This is a genomic window from Candidatus Pantoea floridensis (assembly GCF_900215435.1).
GTDB classification, from domain to species: Bacteria; Pseudomonadota; Gammaproteobacteria; order Enterobacterales; family Enterobacteriaceae; genus Pantoea; species Pantoea floridensis.
This window is the reverse complement of record NZ_OCMY01000001.1, coordinates 808,986-826,858: the sequence shown is the minus strand read 5'-3', so window position 1 is coordinate 826,858 and position 17,873 is coordinate 808,986. Positions and strand designations below refer to the sequence as shown.

Below are 17,873 nucleotides of genomic sequence, written 5' to 3'. Positions count from 1 at the left end.
GAAGCGTGATGCAGCGCGCCTATTCTACTGACATTCCACTTTTTTTATTTATGGCACAGCCTTTGCTTATATCCCTACGTGTCCGCGAAGACTCACTCAATTTCTTATCCGGAGGGGAACGTATGAAGCTGGTTACCGTGGTAATCAAACCATTTAAGCTGGAGGACGTGCGTGAAGCCTTATCCTCTATTGGCATTCAGGGACTGACAGTGACCGAAGTTAAAGGTTTTGGTCGCCAGAAAGGTCACGCAGAGCTTTATCGCGGTGCCGAGTACAGCGTTAACTTCCTGCCAAAAGTAAAAATTGATATCGCTATTGCGGACGATCAACTCGACGAAGTGGTCGATGTCATCAGCAAAGCCGCTTATACCGGCAAAATTGGCGACGGCAAGATTTTCGTCGCGGAACTGCAGCGCGTCATTCGTATTCGCACCGGCGAGACCGACGAAGCAGCACTGTAACTGGGGCTCTGAATTGTGATGGGATGGAAAGAAATGAATAAAGTAATGACGAAGTTGGGCCTCACCAGCCTCGCGCTGTTACCCTCGCTGGCCATGGCGGCCGCGCCTGCCGTAGCCGATAAAGCCGATAATGCCTTTATGATGATCTGTACCGCGCTGGTACTGTTCATGTCCATTCCGGGTATCGCTTTGTTCTACGGCGGTTTGATCCGCGGTAAGAACGTGCTCTCCATGCTGACCCAGGTTGCCGTGACTTTCTCGCTGGTATGCGTGCTGTGGGTGATTTATGGCTACTCACTGGCCTTCAGTGAAGGCAACGCCTTCTTCGGGAACTTCCAGTGGGCGATGCTGAAGAATATTGAGCTGAAAGCCGTGATGGGCAGTTTCTACCAATATATTCACGTGGCTTTCCAGGCATCATTTGCCTGTATCACCGTCGGCCTGATTGTGGGCGCCCTGGCAGAACGTATTCGCTTCTCTGCGGTGCTGATTTTCGTCGTCGTGTGGTTGACGCTGGCTTATCTGCCAATCGCACACATGGTGTGGGCGGGTGGCTTGCTGGCACAAGATGGCGCGCTCGATTTTGCAGGTGGTACCGTTGTCCATATCAATGCCGCAGTTGCTGGTTTGGTGGGGGCTTACCTGGTTGGCAAGCGTGCAGGGTTCGGTAAAGAAGCGTTCAAACCGCATAACCTGCCGATGGTGTTCCTCGGTACTGCGATCCTGTACGTCGGTTGGTTTGGTTTTAATGCCGGTTCAGCTTCCTCTGCGAACGAAATCGCTGCGCTGGCCTTCCTGAATACCGTAGTGGCAACTGCGGGCGCTGTTTTGTCGTGGGTGTTTGGCGAGTGGGCGGTGCGTGGTAAACCTTCTCTGTTGGGTGCGTGCTCAGGTTTCATCGCGGGCCTGGTGGCGATTACTCCTGCCTGTGGTTACGTTGGTGTCGGCGGCGCGCTGATCATCGGCCTGGCGGGTGGCTTAGCCGGTCTGTGGGGCGTGACGACGCTGAAAAGATGGCTGCGCGTTGATGACCCGTGTGATGTGTTCGGTGTGCACGGCGTATGCGGTATCCTCGGCTGTATCCTGACGGGTGTATTTGCCTCCTCTTCACTGGGCGGCGTGGGCTACGCAGAAGGCGTGACCATGGGACATCAGGTTTGGGTGCAGTTGTTCAGCGTTGGTGTAACCATCGTCTGGACCGCAGTTGTTGCCTTTATCGGCTTCAAACTGGCGGATATGATTGTTGGCCTGCGTGTTCCGGAAGATCAGGAACGTGAAGGTTTGGATGTGAACAGCCACGGCGAGAACGCTTACAACCAGTAAGTATCGGGCTGAAGAAGAGCAGTGCGCTAAAACTATAAAAAGTACAAGGGGCGATGATTTCGCCCCTTTTTTATGCGTCGCGTTGGCGCATCACGCCTTCCTGTACCGTGGTTGCCACAAGGGTGCCATCCTGCTTGTAAAATTCACCGCGCACAAAGCCCCGTGCGCTGGACGCAGAGGTACTTACCACGCTGTACAGCAGCCATTCTGATAAGTCGAACGGGCGATGGAACCACATAGAGTGATCGATGGTGGCGACTTGCATATCGGCCTCAAGGAAGCCTTTGCCGTGCGGCTGCAGAGCAACGGGTAAGAAGTTGAGATCGGAAGCATAACCCAGCAAGTATTGGTGAATACGGCGATCTTCTGGCAGCTCGCCGTTGGCGCGGATCCACACCTGGCGAACCGGTTCGTCAACGTGCCCTTTTAGCGGGTTGTGAATCTGCACGGGGCGGATATCGAGTGGACGTTCGGCGAGGAATTTTTCTTTCAGCTTGAGCGGCAAGTGCGCGGCCAGCTTTTTCGCTAAGTCTTGTTCCGAGGGGAGATTTTCCGGGCCCGGCACCTGCGGCATGCTGTTTTGATGTTCGAAACCACTTTCGGGCGCCTGGAATGAGGCCGTCATGTAAAAGATCGGCTGACCATTCTGTACCGCACTTACGCGGCGAGCGCTGAAGCTTTTACCGTCACGCAGCGTTTCAACATCATAAATGATAGCTTTATGGCTATCGCCAGGCCGCAAGAAGTAACTGTGAAAAGAGTGGATGATGCGTTCTTCAGGCACCGTTTGTTTTGCGGCGTACAGCGCCTGACCCACCACCTGGCCACCAAACACCTGGCGTAGCCCAAGATCTTCGCTCTGACCCCGAAACAGGCCTTCTTCCAGTTTTTCCAGATTCAATAAATTAAGCAGGTTGTGCAGTGCCTGGCTCATTGCGGATTCCTCAGTGTGTCTTTCGCGTCAGTGTGAAAGATCCGACCAGTTTCCGTCAATGATTTTGCCGCGATTTCAGCAAGCTGCTGGCGGCTTTGGGCGCAATGCCGATTTTTGTGCCAGAATTAAGGACATTCGGCGGCTGAAAAGCTACCCAACATATTCACCGCCGATAATCATATGTTCACAAGGAGACGACATCGATGAAACTCTGGCAAGTTATTAGCGGTATGACTTTGGCGGCAGCGATTACAGGTTGTGCTGATCACAGCAAGCCGGTGGCAACACCTACGCTGGGTTCAGCAGTAGCAGGGCAGCAGGCTGCGATCACGCAGCCTAACGTCAGTGGTTCGGTGTATATCCGCCAACGTATTGCGCTGCCGCCGGATGCGGTGCTAACCGTAACGCTCTCGGATGCTTCGCTGGCTGATGCACCGTCTAAGGTACTTTCGCAGCGCGTGGTGCGCACGGAAGGTAAACAGGCGCCGTTCCAGTTTATCTTGCCATTTAATCCGGCAGACATTCAGCCAAACGCGCGCATCCTGTTAAGCGCGGCGATTGCGATTGATGGCAAGCTGGCGTTTATTACCGATACGGTGAAACCGGTGATTAATGAGGGTGGAACCAAAGCGGAGCTGCTGTTGGTGCCGGTAACTAACGTCGCAATGCCAACCCAGCCGGGCGCAGCGACCACAGTGCCTTCTACTTCACCGACGCAGGTTACGCCATCGGCTTCGGTGCCAGCACCGACGAACTTGTAATCTTACAAATGGCATAGGCCGAGCGCTCAGGCCCGCTGCCGTGGAGTAAAGCGTCACACGCCATGGATGGCGTGTGCCGAGCGATCAGGGACGAGACAGCGGCTTTACGAAACGGTAGCGGGTCTGAGCGCGACATAGAGCACCACTAAATTTGCCACCGATATTTTTCTAATTCGATTTCCCCAGCATCACTCACTTCAATCCCTTCCGCTTCCAGCGCATCACGCTGACGAAACAGGTCATCGCCCTGCAGTGAAATGCGCCCATGGCGATTGATGACGCGAAACCAGGGTAATTTACTGCCTTCTGGCAAACGGCGTAATACGCCGCCCACCTGACGCGCTGCACGTGGCGATCCTGCCAGCTGCGCCACATCACCATAAGTGGTGACTTTTCCCGCCGGAATGGCCGCAATGATCTGCCAGACGCGCTCTGAAAAGTTGTTTTGGTCGCTCATGTGCGCACCTATTTTTATTGAGGAAAGGGCTAAACTTTAGCATGCAGAAGGGTAGACAACAGCGCTTAGCTGTGTGCTTGTGCAAGAAAACAACGGTTGTCCGGCCTGCGCTTGCAATTGCCAGGGTGTTACTTGATAATGCCTGTGCTCTCGAAATGAGGGTTCGTCAATGGGGGCCCTGTTGGTTCTCCCGCAACGCTAACTTGTGAACTCGGTCAGATCCGGAAGGAAGCAGCCGCAGCAGGCGACGCGTGTGCCGGGATGTAGCTGGCAGGGCCCCCACCCATTTCAGGGTAAGTACTTGATAGCTATACGCTAAAGTACTGAAATCTCTCCCCCATAGCCTTAGTGGTACAAAAACTGTGTATCACCAGTAGGCTGCACTATGTCTCTTATGCTCTCCCGTCATGGGATCTGGTACTACCGGAAAGTTAACGTCTTACCCTGTGGTAAACGCCGTGAGTTTCGTCGTTCGTTAGGTACTCGTTCAAAGACTGAAGCGACAAAGCGATCTTTACGCTTTGCAGATCGCCCTTGGCTGATTACTGAAACTTCTACAACTACAATCGACTTGATCCAATCCTCCCATTCAGACTTTTCGATTAGCGAGCTAAAACTTCATGCTGAGCAGTACGTTGAGTTTAAAAGCCGTGAAGTTTGTGAAAGGGAAGTTGCTTCTATCAAACGCTGTATTGATAAGTACTTTAGCTTCACTGATCAGGTGTTTAAGCGTAGCAGGGCTGCTGAATTTATTAGCGGGCTGGATGTCGCGATTCCTACAAAGAACAAATATGTTAAGAAAATCAGTGGGTTTTTCCGATGGCTGAAACACCGTACTGACTATGATTTTAAGAATCCCTTTGAGGGATTGCTCCAAAAGGATCGCGAGCCAGTATCCCAGAAGCGAGAGGCATATACTTCTGCTCAGATCGGACGCCTGGAGAATGGGATTAGTACTTTACCTGACTGGAAAAGATGGATTATTTTGCTCGGACGATTTACAGGGATGAGAGCTAACGAAATTTGTCAACTATATCATGGTGATATATTAAGTGATGATGGAAGGTGGTGCATCAGGATTGATGATCGTCATGATGGACAGGTGGTCAAAACGGAGAATAGTAAACGTACAATACCAATTCATAACAAATTGATAGATATCGGATTTTTGGACTATGTACAGAACCAGAAGGGTAGACTGTTCCCGCAGTTAACTTTCTATAAAGGGTCATACAGCCACTACTTCAACCGCTGGTTTAGCGGTTATCGCAAAAAATTAGGGGTTCCAGAGTTTCATTCACTGCGACATTACATTGCCACCAAGTTAAAAAATGCTGGGGTAGTGGAGCATTATGCTGCTGCATTCTTAGGACATGCAGATAATTCAATCACATACCGAAGATATGGTAAGTCAATCGTTGTGTCTCAACTATATGATTTATTAGAACATATTTAATTCGTACTAAGCAGCCTCTTCGCTGAGAGCCTGCTTAGTGACGGGAGAGCATAAGAGACATAGTGCAGCCTACTGGTGATACACAGTTTTTGTACCACTAAGGCTATGGGGGAGAGATTTCAGTACTTTAGCGTATAGCTATCAAGTACTTACCATGAAATGGGTGGGGGCCCTGCCATCAGCCATTAGTACTAAATTGTGTTGGTTAATCAATTGGTTATAGTGGTAGTACTACAACAGTACTGTACCACTCTCGATAGTACCGTCCAGCACAAAATCTTGCAAGGTAACGTGTTTCAATAGATTTGTTATTATGTTTATTGATTTTTCTTTTTTATATCCTGCCTGACCGCAAGGTCGCATAAATTTATGCACCACTTAGAAAGTACATGAATACTTCTAAAACAATTTACGAATGTATCAGTAAGAAAGTAAAAAGATACTCGCTAAATCATCTAATAATGTACCAGTTAAAAAGTTCAAAGATAGTGCATAAATGATATATGATTTTTTGACTTGAATAGTAATGATATTGTCAAGAAAAAGTTGCAACTATTCCTTGATTGGGGCAATTTTGCCCGTTAACATTTAGCCAATCGAACATAAACAGCAGCCGTAGGAGGTTAACCATGAGATGAATTTTAATTTAGAGGAGTGACAAAATGTCAAAGAAAAACGGTAAAATCCAAACCAAAAATAAAATCAGGACTAATAGGAAGTCATTGAACAAATCAGTACGAAAGAAAGAAAAGGTTAATTTCGTTCAACTAACATTCTCTCAGTACGAGAATATCCTACTAAGTGATATGACAAGTACTAGGATTTGTAATTTACTTAAAGTTAATTGCGATCAAGATTTCATTAGCAATCTACGAAAAAATAAAGTGCCAGAGTATAGTGAATGGTTCAAGAAGGTACGTGGAGTATAACCCCACCCATTTTCTTCTGAAATAAAAAGCCTGAGTATTAGGAATACATCAGGCCAATATTAATTAACATCTTCCATAGGGGTAATTATCATGGCAAAAAAAGAAAGGATTTATGACAATAAAAAGTTAGAAGAAGCACTAAAACGTGTTACTTACAGTGGCCTAACATCAGAAGCAACTCTAATAATTAACCAGACGATTCAAGAGTGTAAATCATTGGGAAAGTACAAGTTACCTGTTAAAGATGTCTTCTACATCATCAAACACGCTACAGAGCTTTCAAAAGTACAGGTTAAGTATTATCTTACCTTAACCCGTTCAGATCAGATGAAGAAATTTGCAGCAAGTGACTCATCTATCGAGAAGTACAAATTAGCCTGTACCGCAGTTGCTAAAGCATTGGATAAGTTTGTAGAAGAAGGTGGTACGCTATGTGGACTAAAGAAAGCATTGCCTGGTAAGCCATTAACCGACGAACAGAAGAACGCAGTACAGGAACTATTGAACAGTAATGCCTCAGCGAAAGATCTGATTGCATATCTACGAACCATTGTTTAATCGTACTTATAACCGTAACTTAAAACTAATAAATACGGTTATCATGATTATCAGTGAATTGTTATTCAAATAAAAGTCCATAAAATCAGTAGTTTATTCGTGTTTTATACAGTGGGGTGAATAACCGTAACTCAATATAATATTGCCTTTCACCTGATATTTTGAATGTATTAGCCTTACTGATATTCAGTCTCTAAAGAGCCTAACTTCGCTTTGCTCGTTAGTCTCTATAAAAACCAAATATCAGATCGTAACTTTGCTTTTTTCTCGTAGTACTCGAAAGCACGCCAAAGCCGTTACTCGCTTTCGCTCAAACAGATAACAGTACTGACAAATGAAGTACTCAAAGTGTTTTTAGGTCGGATCATCAATTGACAAGGGGCATCAAATGCCCCCATGTTTATGATTTTATGTAATTAGGGTTTCTGAATCTAAAGAATCGTGGTGATTCTTTATCATTGTTCGATATGTCTGCAACAGTTTTATCGCAGTAATATAAGGTCGTTCCAGTGCTATATATGATAAGGATAATATAAGAGACATTTAATACCATGCTTTGATTCCATATCTGGTGCATGGAAAGTATAAAGCAAGCGTACCATATAGCTATAATTAGCTTGCTTAGAAATATATTAATCTTAGTGACTGATGGGCGTTTGGTTCTATGGTTTTCGAAGAAGAAAAGTTTATAAAGGTTTCCTGTGACATAATATTCAATTTTATCAATTATAAACTCCCAGTTTTCTTGCCAATACTTACTACCGATATTCACATAACAAAAGCATAAAGCAAAAACAGAACCAATGATCGCAAGTGCAGGGGCTAAGAAAGTATAGTTGTTATGGGTGAACAAATAACCAAATGCAGCTGTTATTACAGTGAAAAATGCGAAGAAGTATGTAGCACGTTTCCAATAGAGATCTATTTCAAACTTTCTTATGTCGTGGGCTTTATCAAGTGCAAGGATGATTTTTTTATGATCAATTGAATCTTGGATAATTGGACCTTCACAACCAATAAATTCTGCGAAAAAGTCCTTATCTTCTGGTCTTATTTCAATAACTTCTTTTTTATTCTCGTCCATAATCAAATCGTTTTAGGATAAAACGGAAGTATACAAAGAATTTATTCGTTCTGTATACTACGAGAAAGTACTCCCCTTGCTAATGGGTAGGTTTGTTGGGTGTGAGGGGTAATACTCAAAACGGCAGTTCTTCTTGTCCACAAAACCAACCATCTTCATGAAGCCTGGCAATTCATCTTCCCTCGCCAGATAAGATAACCCTTCCAGTACTGACCAGAGCGAAGCGACTCCGATCCGATTTATCCCCCTCCATGATGGTGTTCCCGACAAAATGCACAAGAAGCCCCCCTGAAAGCGATTTTAGCCAAAGGCAGAAAAATCCCAAGCCATAAGCGATAAAGCGACCTTAGCAGTTTTCTGAGTGCGTTTAAACAGCAGACCTAAACCATACTTCTGATGTTTCCGAAGTACTGACCAACGTCTGATCGTTTTTACCTATTGATTTACCTTCAATTAAAATATTTTGATGGGTTTTATCGATCGAAAATTGAGCATTGATCGCTTTAATCGATCAATTTGTTACGAAGTGATACTATGATTGCCTTTGATACACAACCTTTGAGGGATTTTATGGCCGGGCTTGTCGTTTTCATCATTTGTGTGATCCTTGCAGTACTTACTTTCAGGAAAGTTTCAAACCATTCCTGAAATAAAGGTCGGGGAAAGTTCCGTACTTTGATTACGTCGTTAGGCATGAGTTTTATTGTCTTTGTCGTTTCGGTAGGCATCGGTTCCGAGGTTGTTTCACAAGATAAAAGTACTGATGCAAAGGCTTCAACGTTTGCCAGTACTGAAAAGGCCAAAACCAATGTTTATAAATGAGATAAGTTCGATGCAATAATACAAACTCGGCAGGGAACAAAAAGCGATTCAGGTTACTATTCAGATAAAGGAATTTTAATTTATTATACTATATCCGATAATGAATTAATCAGTCGAATGCCAATTCCCGGAGATAAAGATAGTGTATATACTGCTAAATTCAACAAGATTGCAGCAGATGGTTCAAGGAAGTACGGAAATTCGTCAAGTAATTATTTTGTATCTGTACTTAATGATAATACTATAAAAGTAATTGATGTTGAATTTAACCATAATGCAACCATTACACAAATTTGTTCTAAACAATGATTATATTCAAGGGGAAGAACAGATGAAAAGAGCATTATCAGTACTGTTGTCGATAGTTCCATTAACCACAATTGCGGCTACTATTCCTGACGGTAAAACTGAAAAGCCGTTCGTAATTGATGGGGAAGTTATTTGTTTGAAAGAAATTCAGAAGCAAATCACCCCTTATCTCAAATCTTTTGAAGAAGAAAGCGGGGTTAAGTACAAGTACAATGTTAAATCTGGTTTATCGTACAAAGATACTGTAGGGCTGCGGTTACAGATCAATCGTGTGGATTCGGGGTTGGATATGCGTGTTGCGGATCTTGATTACTACTGGTTACAGGAACGCGGCAGCCTGTGTCAACCAACATACATGGTAGTTGATCGTTCACAATGAGCACGGGCTAGATAAGGTCGCGGAAGCGGCCTTCGTCGAGGACAATTGAAACGCCGATAACATTACTGGCCTTAAACAAAGAAAATTATAAAATTATAGTTTTCTTGCTTTTAGTGCTAAAAGTAAAGGAATCGTTTACGCAAATAAAAATAAAGGCTATTTTTTTCTACACGAATTAAAATATCACTTAATTTGTATTTAGAACTTGATTTTGCAATTTCTGCTTTGTATTTTGTGGCTGTGGCTGTGGCTGTGGCTGTGGCTGTGGCTGTGGCTGTGGCTGTGGCTGTGGCTGTGGCTGTGGCTGTGCTTTTACCTCTTCTTCTAATTTATTACTCGGTGACATATTATTATCTAAGCAAAACAACCCCAATACCACTATTGCAATAACAGCATTAAAACTATTCCAAATAATTGAAAATCTTTTCCGTCGGGACTCTATATATGCAGTGTCATCTGCTTTTAATTTTTCTGTATTAATTATGTTATTTAAATCGTCTTCATTAAGAAGATCTTTATATCTGTTTTTGATTGTGTCATAACGGCTGAGTAATCTATCTTTTTCTTCCAATACTTCTTTATTTGTAAAATACCAATAGACAACAGAGAATAAAATAAACACCAGAGTTACAACTAGAGTTTCTAAGGTTACAGTTCCTCTATAACTATTAGATGTGATTATCTTAATGAGAAATACCGAAATAAAGAATGTTATAATACTCCAAAAACTAGTTTTGAAAGTGGAAAACATGTTTTTAGTAATGTCAGATGCTTTGTCTGATTGCCCAACGAGAAACTCAGAAATTTTATTTTTTATTTCAATGTATTGCTTTACATTATCCTTAAGGTAAATGTCATAGCCCGATTCTATGGACTTTAATGTGCCATGATTTATCGATGTCATACTCTTATCCACCATATGAATGGATATTATATTTCGAGCAAGACCAATTTTATCTATGAAGTTGCCGCTATTATAGACCCACTTGTAAATATCGAAAAGCTCACTTGTACTGTTATTGCTCATGTCTTTTATTGCAATAACTTCACTGATTAGTCTATAACCTTTGAATTTATAATCAATATATAAATCATTACTATCATTCTCAACTGAAATTTCAGATGTATCAGCGAGATAAACAATGAGAAAAGTTGTTAATAGAGAATCAAATGTGTTTTTTATATCAGAGTGACAAGGCCCAGAAGGGGACAGGAAAAAATCATCGGGAATGAATTTATATTGTGAATCATTTATAAAATGGCAGCTTTTATTTCTTTTTGAGATGATGGAATCCCGGGCTATGCTGAGAGTATTAGAACCAACCAAATCTTTTTGGCTAACAAATTTGATTGTTTCACTACCAAAGGAGTTAATGTCGTCCCAGACATTAAAAAGCAACTCCTTATGTAGATCAAAGCAGTTAAGATATGTCAGAATACTGGATACATTCGCCCCAAAGACATTTTTGATGAAATTATCAAAGTTAAATATATGTATTTTATTGTCTTTATCTAAGGCGATTTTTTTATCAATAGAAATGCAAATAATAATGGTATCATCAGTTTCTGAAAATTGAATAGCATTGTCAATTTTATCTTTAACTTGTTGAAGATCACTACAATATTCTGGGGAAATAAGAAGGGTGAATGAATCACAAGTCTCAAACTTAAAGTCAATTTCAATATCTAGATTGTTAGCTATGACTTCATTTGTTAATTCTTCCACCCGTTGAGAATAATCTTGATGGATAGTAGTTTCTAAAATACGATATTCAGCCTTAAATAAATGAAAGTTGTCGCAAGAAGAAACTTCTTGCGATGGCATGAATAAATCGGCTATTTTAGATACTATATTCATACGTTATCTTCTTTTCCTGCACTAAATTCTTCGTAACCAGTATCTGAGTAGATTTTCAGATATTTACCTAACGCATCTGATTCGGGAACAATTTTTTTACGGAAATCAGCAACTTCCCCGTTGATTCTTAATTCAATGTTGTCCGACAAAGCTATTGTTTTCTTTATTCTAGCACGAATTACATTTGGTTCTAATTGAAATTGCCTATCAAATTTCGAGTTTTTATGATCTGGTAATGCTTTAAATTTCTCGATTATTTGGTCGAAACGTTCATCAATAGCTGGGCTTTCTGGCTTATGTGAACGTACTTTCTCTACTAATTCATCGTATGCAAATTGCTCATTGTTTCTAAAGTAAGCAATAATGTCATTACGCATATACCAATAATCCACGGAAGAGTGCTTTTCTACTTCCCTTTTAAGAAAGTTTTCAATTGAACCAAACGCATTTTTTGTATTAACTTCAGAACTTTGAAGTTCTACAGTACTGAGGAAGTTTTTCCACCAATATTCACTAATTGAAGCTCCACTATCCGATATAAGAATCTCTTCAACATCATATGTGTTGCTGAAGCTAACTAAACATGATTTTTGGAGCCTTTGACGATTAAGAGGAAGTCCTTTTTTGATTTTTGACTCTATCTCATCAAAAAAATCGCTATGTTCAATTTTAAGTATTACGAAATTGAAATTATTGTCACGAGAAAGTAATAAAATTAATAAGGCTCCTTTTTTAATTTTTTTCTTCATAGCCTTAATTTTATCTTGAGCATCTATTTCCACGGACAAAAGTTTTTCAGCAATTCCAAGTGTTCTCTTGTCCCACTCGTTTTGATCATTAACAAGCACGTTAAGATGAGCAGGGACAAATTCTTCTATTGCTCTGAATTTAAAGGATTTGCTGCGAGTATTTTCCAGTAACTCATCTAACAATTGGCCGCAATACTTCTGAAAATCGCCCTCACCGTGTTCAAGGTCTACCCTACTTGCTTCTGCCTGTTCTACGGATATGTTAAACATTGCGTGTGATATAACTTTAAGTTCACTCATTGCTGATAAGTCCTTATAAGAAATCAAATCACAGCACTGGTTATTCATACAGTATATTCCGAATGAATCTATCTACCAGCACCTTTACAAAAAATTAGAAGAGGTTGTCACTAACATAAACACTGCCGACTGCGATACATCTAATTAAACATGAAAAATTCTCTATAAGCCAGACAGTTAGCTCGATTTGTCTATGCGTAAATGGATATTATTTCATTGGAAATAGTAACTTATTGTTATTGATGTGCAGTATTCCTAGTGCATCATATGTATACCTCAAGCAGACCTGCACAGATCTTCATTCCAAGCGGTTCATTAAATGAATTTTACAACCTAAAACAGACTGTATATAATGAACCATATAAAACAGACTAATGGTGAGTATCATGCGTGTATGGGCATATCTAAGAGCATCGACGAAAGAGCAAGATGCAGATAGGGCAATGAAAGAGTTGGAGGCATTTGCTCATTTACATGATCTAAAAATATCAAAGTACTTCAAAGAACATGAATCAGGTGCAAGCCTACAGCGTCCTCAATTGTTTTTACTCTTAGATATCGCGGAACGTGGCGATATTCTTCTTTGTGAGCAAATAGATCGTATAAGCAGACTTACCACAGAGGACTGGAAAACCTTACGAGGACTCATCGAGTCTAAAGGGATCAGGGTTGTATCGTTAGATTTGCCTACGAGCCATCAGCTTTTGCATGTTCAGGATGAGTTCACCGCACGTATGTTTGAAGCAATGAATTCTATGATGCTCGATATGTTGGCGGCAATCAGCCGCAAGGACTATGAAGATCGCCGCAGACGACAAAAGCAAGGTATTGAAAAGGCCAAGAAAGAGAAGAAGTATCGTGGTCGTCCAGTCGATGAGAGCTTACATCATAAAGTACAAGAACTGCTGTCTGACGGTAAAAGCTGGAGCAAAATCCAGGCTTTGATCGGTTGTTCAAGAGCTACTATCGCAAAGGTGGCTAAAAACTCGTCTCTTACAGAAAAATAGTAGGTAATAAAGGGCAGAGTATGCCAGCACTGCCAGATTGTGAACGGATATAGCGGTATAGGGTTAAGGAAGGGTACTTACAGTTTTGTAGTAAAAGAATCCTCTCGATATCTATTCATGTTTTGTGATAAAAATCAATTCAAACACAATATGTAGTATTGAGTGATTGTTAGTGCCACTATATGCTGATGTCTCCATGGAATTAGAGGGTTCGATAATGGGTAAAGATCAGCATGTTGTTCCTCATGATGGAGGTTGGGCCGTCAAGGGGGCAGGAAATAGTAAAGCGACCTCCGTTCACTCAACAAAGCAATCTGCGGTGGACGCTGCAAGAGGGATTGCTACAAATCAAAAAAGTGAGCTTGTGATCCATAACAAGGATGGCAAGATTGCGAAAAAAGATTCTCATGGCAACGATCCTTGCCCGCCAAAAGACAAGAAGTAGCCCAAGAGGGGCTTAATCGCCCCTTTTAAATTTTACCGACCAAGGGTTATGAGAGTGCAACACTGGTTAGTTTCGTGTGTTGACTGATATTTCATTCGATGTCGTTACTAGAGTGAAATTTATGTAATATGTTATCTTGCTATCTATACCGTTAGGTTATTGCATGTTTGAGCAGATATTAACCAACTAGGAAATCTCGATGATAGACAATCTGTGTTATGAGTTTTTCCGAGAGTTTGCACGCTATGAGTACTGTCTAAAAGCCACCGGTTTTCGATTCAATACCAGAGATGCTAAAGCAAACTGGGATATGTACGCCATGGCGGTTACTCATGTCTTTGAGTCACCAGAAGACCCTGAGCTTAAAGCTGCAATCGAGTATTTTTTAAATTTTCCTCCGAAAAAACAGGTTGTTAATGATGGTGTGCTTGCATGGGATCAGACTCCCATGGAAGAAAAAATCATCGCAAAAAAAATTTTAATCCTGATACGTCGTGTAAGGAACAACCTCTTTCATGGCGGTAAATTCAACGGTGAATGGTTTGAACCAGAACGCAGTGAGGCACTAATGCGGAATGCACTTATTATTTTAAGAGCTTGCGGGGAAAGTCATCATGAAGTAAGCAAAGCATATGGCGGCATAGCCTGCTAAAGATGTCTTTGAGCCATCCTTTTCGTTCGCTTTCATCCAATTCATGATTTAGCATTCGCTTAACGCATATCAGATAAATGTAGACTCCCATTGCTTTACATAGCCTACCGTCATGCATGTGCTCAATGTAAATCTGATGACTCTCATCCTACTTCCCCCGACACGTTACCTTGCAAGATTTTGTGCTGGACGGTACTATCGAGAGTGGTACAGTACTGTTGTAGTACTACCACTATAACCAATTGATTAACCAACACAATTTAGTACTAATGGCTGATGGCAGGGCCCCCACCCATTTGTACCCACCTAAAAACTTCACTGAATGCGACGCACAGAGAAATCTGGCACTCCTTTGCCGGGTAATCACTCCTTGATAAATACAATGTCGTTGCAGAACGGCAGATAGAGGAGAAACTTAGCGGACGAACTTCCAGACAGAAACCGGTACTTTGTCATACAGCTTATTCATCGTCAGTTCAGCCAGACGATGATCGGCTGCCGAATAGAATACTGCGAGTTCATTGTCAGGTAATTCGTACTTGTTCTTTTCGATTACCCGTTCAAGGGTGTCGATTGAGCGACAGCGGCGCAGTCGCATCAAATAGTCTGTTTTTGTTAAGGCTTGGTTGCTCATAAATAAACCGGTCTCAGTCTGGTGCTAAAAGGAATGGCTAGGTTGTTGGAGATAAGCACACTCTTCGGCAAACAGATTAAATAAACGTTTTGCAGAACGCTGCCACCGTTGTAAATCCTGAGTATTGATTCCGTAACTGCTGAACAGCATAAAGGTATCGTCAAGATATTCATCGATTTGCGTTATCAGGGCTTCATCTTCAACGTGCTTAATTTTGTAATTCATCGTGAAAGAAGCGATGTGCTCAATCAAATCGTTGAGCTGTAAATTGCTTTCCGAAGTAGGATCATTAACCCAACCATGATGGCTATCAGTCAATGTTGCCATACTTTCGTCGAACATGTTCTCACACAGGTATTTAAGCTGGGCAATATCATGCCGTTTCGGTGAGTATTCGTCCATCTTTTTCCCCTCCATAGCTAGCACAGTTACCGCAGTGCGGCGAGATTAGGAAAAGCTACCAGGAAGCGATTACGAATAAAAATGTCTTAGCGACTCCTTAAATGTAATCCACAATCATTAGCTTTGCTCACCTCAATTACCAAATATTACAATTCATCGGCAGGAGAGGGGCGCGCATTATCAATCACCGCAAACACCAGTGCGCCGGGCGATACCTGGAACAGCACTTCTTCACGACGCTTAAAAGTTTCATTTAAATCCAGGCAAGGATTAAATAAATTCCAGCTAAAATCGTAAAGCATTTTAAATCGATAATCGTCTGAAGGTTGAATAGAAATAACATGGAAGCTATTGGGAACTAATTGCGCGTTTTGAGAATACCACTGTAAATCACCGGCTAATGCCTCGGCTATTTTGAGAATATTCCCCTGGATAATTCTTTGCAACTTTTCGCAATCGTCCTCATCCATAGCAATATCACAATGAATAATAGACGCCATTTTGTATCCAGTAAAAGAGTCACGTTTCTATCATTGGGCTTCTTACGCAACATTGCAAGTCGCTAATAAACAGAAACAGCAATCGTTGTGATGGGTTTCATAACTTAATCAGGCGAAAGCATTGAATTTCTGCAGATGTCTTCGGAAAAGAACAACTTTTGAAACACTTTTGCTCAGGCATAACACGGGGAGATCGGGTAACGTAATTGTTATGTTATAACATTTTTGGTTGTAGAGTATGAATCACAGTGGATTACTTCTATCCCTTGGCGGGCGTGTGCTGATCGCGCTGTTGCTGATTTCCCTGCTGACGCTTTCAATTTGGTGGGGCCTGCAGTAATGATACATTTCAAAGAATTACAAGCAGGATATCACGGGCGCGCGGTAACGCCGGTCGTCAATGGTGCATTGATGAAAGGCAGCATGACGGCGTTGGTCGGCGCTAACGGCACGGGTAAATCAACCTTATTGAAAACCATTGCGGGTTTACTGCCTCCCATTTCGGGCTGTTGTGAATTGCAGATGCCGCGCAAAGCGCTCGGATGGTTACCGCAACGCAGTGAACTCGAAACACGTTTTCCTCTTACGGCTTATGAACTGGTTGCCATGGGATGCTGGCCGCGCTGTGGATGGTTCGGTGGCATCAATCGCACGTTACGTCGGGAAATTGATGCCGCACTTGATGCTGTACACATGCGTGAATTCGCGAATGCTCAGCCCTCAACCCTCTCCGGCGGACAATTGCAGCGCGTGCTCTTCGCGCGTTTGATGCTGCAGCGCAGCCAGCTGTGGCTATTAGATGAACCCTTCAATGGCATTGATACGCAAACCGTCACCTTACTGATGTCGATCCTCGAACAGCAGCAACAGGCTGGCACCACATTATTAGTCGTATTGCACGATCGTCCACTGGTAGCGCGTTATTTCCGCGATGTGTTGTCGCTCGACGTAGCTGGCGCCGCGGACACGCCACTCTTGCGCAGGGTAGCGTCGTGACATTAATCCAGCCCTTTATCGAATTTGGTTTTATGCGCCGCGCGCTGGTCGCCTGCGTTGCATTGGCGATCAGCGCTACGCCGCTGGGTGTCTTTCTTTCACTGCGCCGCATGAGTTTGGTCGGCGATGCGCTGTCGCATGCCGTGCTGCCCGGTGCGGCGATTGGTTATCTGGTGTCAGGTTTATCGCTGGTGGCGATGGGCATCGGCGGCCTGATTGCCGGTTTGGCGGTGGCATTACTCTCTGGCGCTGTCAGCCGCTATACACATCTGAAAGAGGATGCCAGTTTCTCCGGCTTTTACCTCGGTTCTCTCGCGCTTGGCGTCACGCTGGTGTCGCTGCGTGGTTCAAGCGTTGATCTGCTGCACGTGTTGTTTGGGTCACTTTTGGCGGTGGATAACGCAGCCATTGTGCTGGTTGGCGGGATTGCGGCTTTCACTCTGCTGCTATTGGCAGTGATTTTCCGTCCGCTGGTCATTGATGCCTTTGACCCCGATTTTCTGCGAGCTCAGGGTAAATGGAGCGCACCGCTGGTACACGGCTTATTCCTGATGCTGGTGGTACTCAATTTAGTGGCTGGATTTCAGGTGCTCGGTACGCTGATGTCGGTGGGATTGATGATGCTGCCCGCTACCAGCGCGCGTTTCTGGAGTCGCCATCTGGCCTGCATGCTGGGTATCGCCATGCTGTTGGCCGTCGTTTCTGCGCTGATTGGCCTGATGCTATCGTGGCATTTCTCGCTACCCGCCGGCCCGGCGGTGGTGCTAAGCGCTGCGGTGCTATTTCTGATTTCTGTTTTGACAGGACCATGTGGCGGCCTGCTGCGCCGTCGATAACCACACTATAAGGGGATAGGA

General features: G+C 43.2%; 19 protein-coding genes and 1 other RNA gene. 12 read left to right on the top strand and 8 right to left on the bottom strand.

Going from position 1 to position 17,873, the window contains the following annotated elements; translation table 11 throughout:
• Window positions 1-122 precede the first annotated feature (122 nt).
• Window positions 123-461, top strand: coding sequence for a P-II family nitrogen regulator (glnK, locus tag CRO19_RS04000; protein ID WP_007886947.1), 339 nt, complete (start codon window positions 123-125; stop codon window positions 459-461).
• Window positions 462-494: 33 nt separating this feature from the next.
• The gene (gene amtB / locus CRO19_RS03995) at window positions 495-1,784 is read left to right on the top strand and encodes an ammonium transporter AmtB (RefSeq protein ID WP_097094701.1); all 1,290 of its coding nucleotides are present in this window, start codon (window positions 495-497) and stop codon (window positions 1,782-1,784) included.
• Window positions 1,785-1,854: 70 nt separating this feature from the next.
• Here amtB and tesB read toward each other — a convergent pair whose 3' ends face one another.
• Complete coding sequence (tesB, locus tag CRO19_RS03990) at window positions 1,855-2,718, bottom strand: acyl-CoA thioesterase II (RefSeq protein WP_097094700.1); 864 nt, start codon at window positions 2,716-2,718, stop codon at window positions 1,855-1,857.
• Window positions 2,719-2,921: 203 nt separating this feature from the next.
• On the opposite strand from tesB, the gene CRO19_RS03985 reads away from it, so the two are divergent.
• A complete protein-coding gene (locus CRO19_RS03985; RefSeq protein ID WP_097094699.1) occupies window positions 2,922-3,479 on the top strand; it encodes a YbaY family lipoprotein in 558 nt (185 codons plus the stop codon).
• Between the two features lie 145 nt (window positions 3,480-3,624).
• Here CRO19_RS03985 and CRO19_RS03980 read toward each other — a convergent pair whose 3' ends face one another.
• Window positions 3,625-3,936 (bottom strand): MGMT family protein, encoded by a 312-nt coding sequence (locus CRO19_RS03980; RefSeq protein ID WP_097094698.1) that lies wholly within the window; start codon window positions 3,934-3,936, stop codon window positions 3,625-3,627.
• A gap of 179 nt (window positions 3,937-4,115) precedes the next feature.
• On the opposite strand from CRO19_RS03980, the gene ffs reads away from it, so the two are divergent.
• From ffs to CRO19_RS03960, 3 genes are all read left to right on the top strand, one after another.
• An RNA gene (gene ffs, locus CRO19_RS03975) (signal recognition particle sRNA small type) lies at window positions 4,116-4,212 on the top strand.
• A gap of 109 nt (window positions 4,213-4,321) precedes the next feature.
• Window positions 4,322-5,392: a site-specific integrase gene (locus CRO19_RS03970; RefSeq protein WP_097094697.1), complete on the top strand. Its 1,071-nt coding sequence runs from the start codon at window positions 4,322-4,324 to the stop codon at window positions 5,390-5,392.
• A 1,019-nt stretch (window positions 5,393-6,411) separates the two neighbouring features.
• Window positions 6,412-6,879 (top strand): hypothetical protein, encoded by a 468-nt coding sequence (locus tag CRO19_RS03960; RefSeq protein WP_097094695.1) that lies wholly within the window; start codon window positions 6,412-6,414, stop codon window positions 6,877-6,879.
• A 400-nt stretch (window positions 6,880-7,279) separates the two neighbouring features.
• Here the strand turns inward: CRO19_RS03960 and CRO19_RS03955 are convergent, their stop codons facing one another.
• A complete protein-coding gene (locus CRO19_RS03955; protein WP_097094694.1) occupies window positions 7,280-7,963 on the bottom strand; it encodes a RipA family octameric membrane protein in 684 nt (227 codons plus the stop codon).
• A gap of 1,153 nt (window positions 7,964-9,116) precedes the next feature.
• On the opposite strand from CRO19_RS03955, the gene CRO19_RS03950 reads away from it, so the two are divergent.
• Window positions 9,117-9,473 carry a hypothetical protein gene (locus CRO19_RS03950; protein ID WP_036406479.1) on the top strand — a complete coding sequence of 119 codons (357 nt, stop codon included), beginning with the start codon at window positions 9,117-9,119 and terminating at the stop codon, window positions 9,471-9,473.
• A 187-nt stretch (window positions 9,474-9,660) separates the two neighbouring features.
• On the opposite strand, the gene CRO19_RS26050 is transcribed toward CRO19_RS03950, so the two are convergent.
• Both CRO19_RS26050 and CRO19_RS03945 read right to left on the bottom strand, forming a co-directional pair.
• The gene (locus tag CRO19_RS26050) at window positions 9,661-11,331 is read right to left on the bottom strand and encodes a hypothetical protein (protein WP_176519129.1); all 1,671 of its coding nucleotides are present in this window, start codon (window positions 11,329-11,331) and stop codon (window positions 9,661-9,663) included.
• Window positions 11,328-12,380, bottom strand: coding sequence for a nucleoid-associated protein (locus tag CRO19_RS03945; protein WP_176519128.1), 1,053 nt, complete (start codon window positions 12,378-12,380; stop codon window positions 11,328-11,330). Before CRO19_RS03945 ends, CRO19_RS26050 begins: the two co-directional genes overlap by 4 nt.
• Window positions 12,381-12,766: 386 nt before the next feature.
• On the opposite strand from CRO19_RS03945, the gene CRO19_RS03940 reads away from it, so the two are divergent.
• The 3 genes from CRO19_RS03940 (at window position 12,767) to CRO19_RS03930 (ending at window position 14,484) form a co-directional block, all read left to right on the top strand.
• On the top strand, window positions 12,767-13,387 hold the full coding sequence (locus CRO19_RS03940; RefSeq protein WP_176519127.1) for a recombinase family protein: 621 nt from the start codon (window positions 12,767-12,769) through the stop codon (window positions 13,385-13,387).
• 217 nt (window positions 13,388-13,604) lie between these two features.
• Complete coding sequence (locus tag CRO19_RS03935; RefSeq protein ID WP_000513895.1) at window positions 13,605-13,832, top strand: DUF2188 domain-containing protein; 228 nt, start codon at window positions 13,605-13,607, stop codon at window positions 13,830-13,832.
• Window positions 13,833-14,031: 199 nt separating this feature from the next.
• A complete protein-coding gene (locus CRO19_RS03930) occupies window positions 14,032-14,484 on the top strand; it encodes a hypothetical protein (protein ID WP_320204461.1) in 453 nt (150 codons plus the stop codon).
• Between the two features lie 415 nt (window positions 14,485-14,899).
• Here the strand turns inward: CRO19_RS03930 and hha are convergent, their stop codons facing one another.
• The 3 genes from hha to CRO19_RS03915 form a co-directional block, all read right to left on the bottom strand.
• Window positions 14,900-15,118 carry a hemolysin expression-modulating protein Hha gene (gene hha, locus CRO19_RS03925; protein ID WP_007886938.1) on the bottom strand — a complete coding sequence of 73 codons (219 nt, stop codon included), beginning with the start codon at window positions 15,116-15,118 and terminating at the stop codon, window positions 14,900-14,902.
• 24 nt (window positions 15,119-15,142) lie between these two features.
• On the bottom strand, window positions 15,143-15,520 hold the full coding sequence (gene tomB / locus CRO19_RS03920; RefSeq protein WP_097094692.1) for an Hha toxicity modulator TomB: 378 nt from the start codon (window positions 15,518-15,520) through the stop codon (window positions 15,143-15,145).
• Window positions 15,521-15,666: 146 nt separating this feature from the next.
• Window positions 15,667-16,020, bottom strand: coding sequence for a hypothetical protein (locus tag CRO19_RS03915; RefSeq protein ID WP_097094691.1), 354 nt, complete (start codon window positions 16,018-16,020; stop codon window positions 15,667-15,669).
• A gap of 339 nt (window positions 16,021-16,359) precedes the next feature.
• On the opposite strand from CRO19_RS03915, the gene CRO19_RS03910 reads away from it, so the two are divergent.
• Window positions 16,360-17,016 (top strand): metal ABC transporter ATP-binding protein, encoded by a 657-nt coding sequence (locus CRO19_RS03910; protein WP_097094690.1) that lies wholly within the window; start codon window positions 16,360-16,362, stop codon window positions 17,014-17,016.
• Entirely contained in the window at window positions 17,013-17,852 is an 840-nt protein-coding gene (locus CRO19_RS03905; RefSeq protein ID WP_097094689.1) for a metal ABC transporter permease, read from the top strand. The genes CRO19_RS03910 and CRO19_RS03905 overlap by 4 nt, the downstream gene beginning before the upstream one ends.
• Window positions 17,853-17,873: the final 21 nt, after the last annotated feature.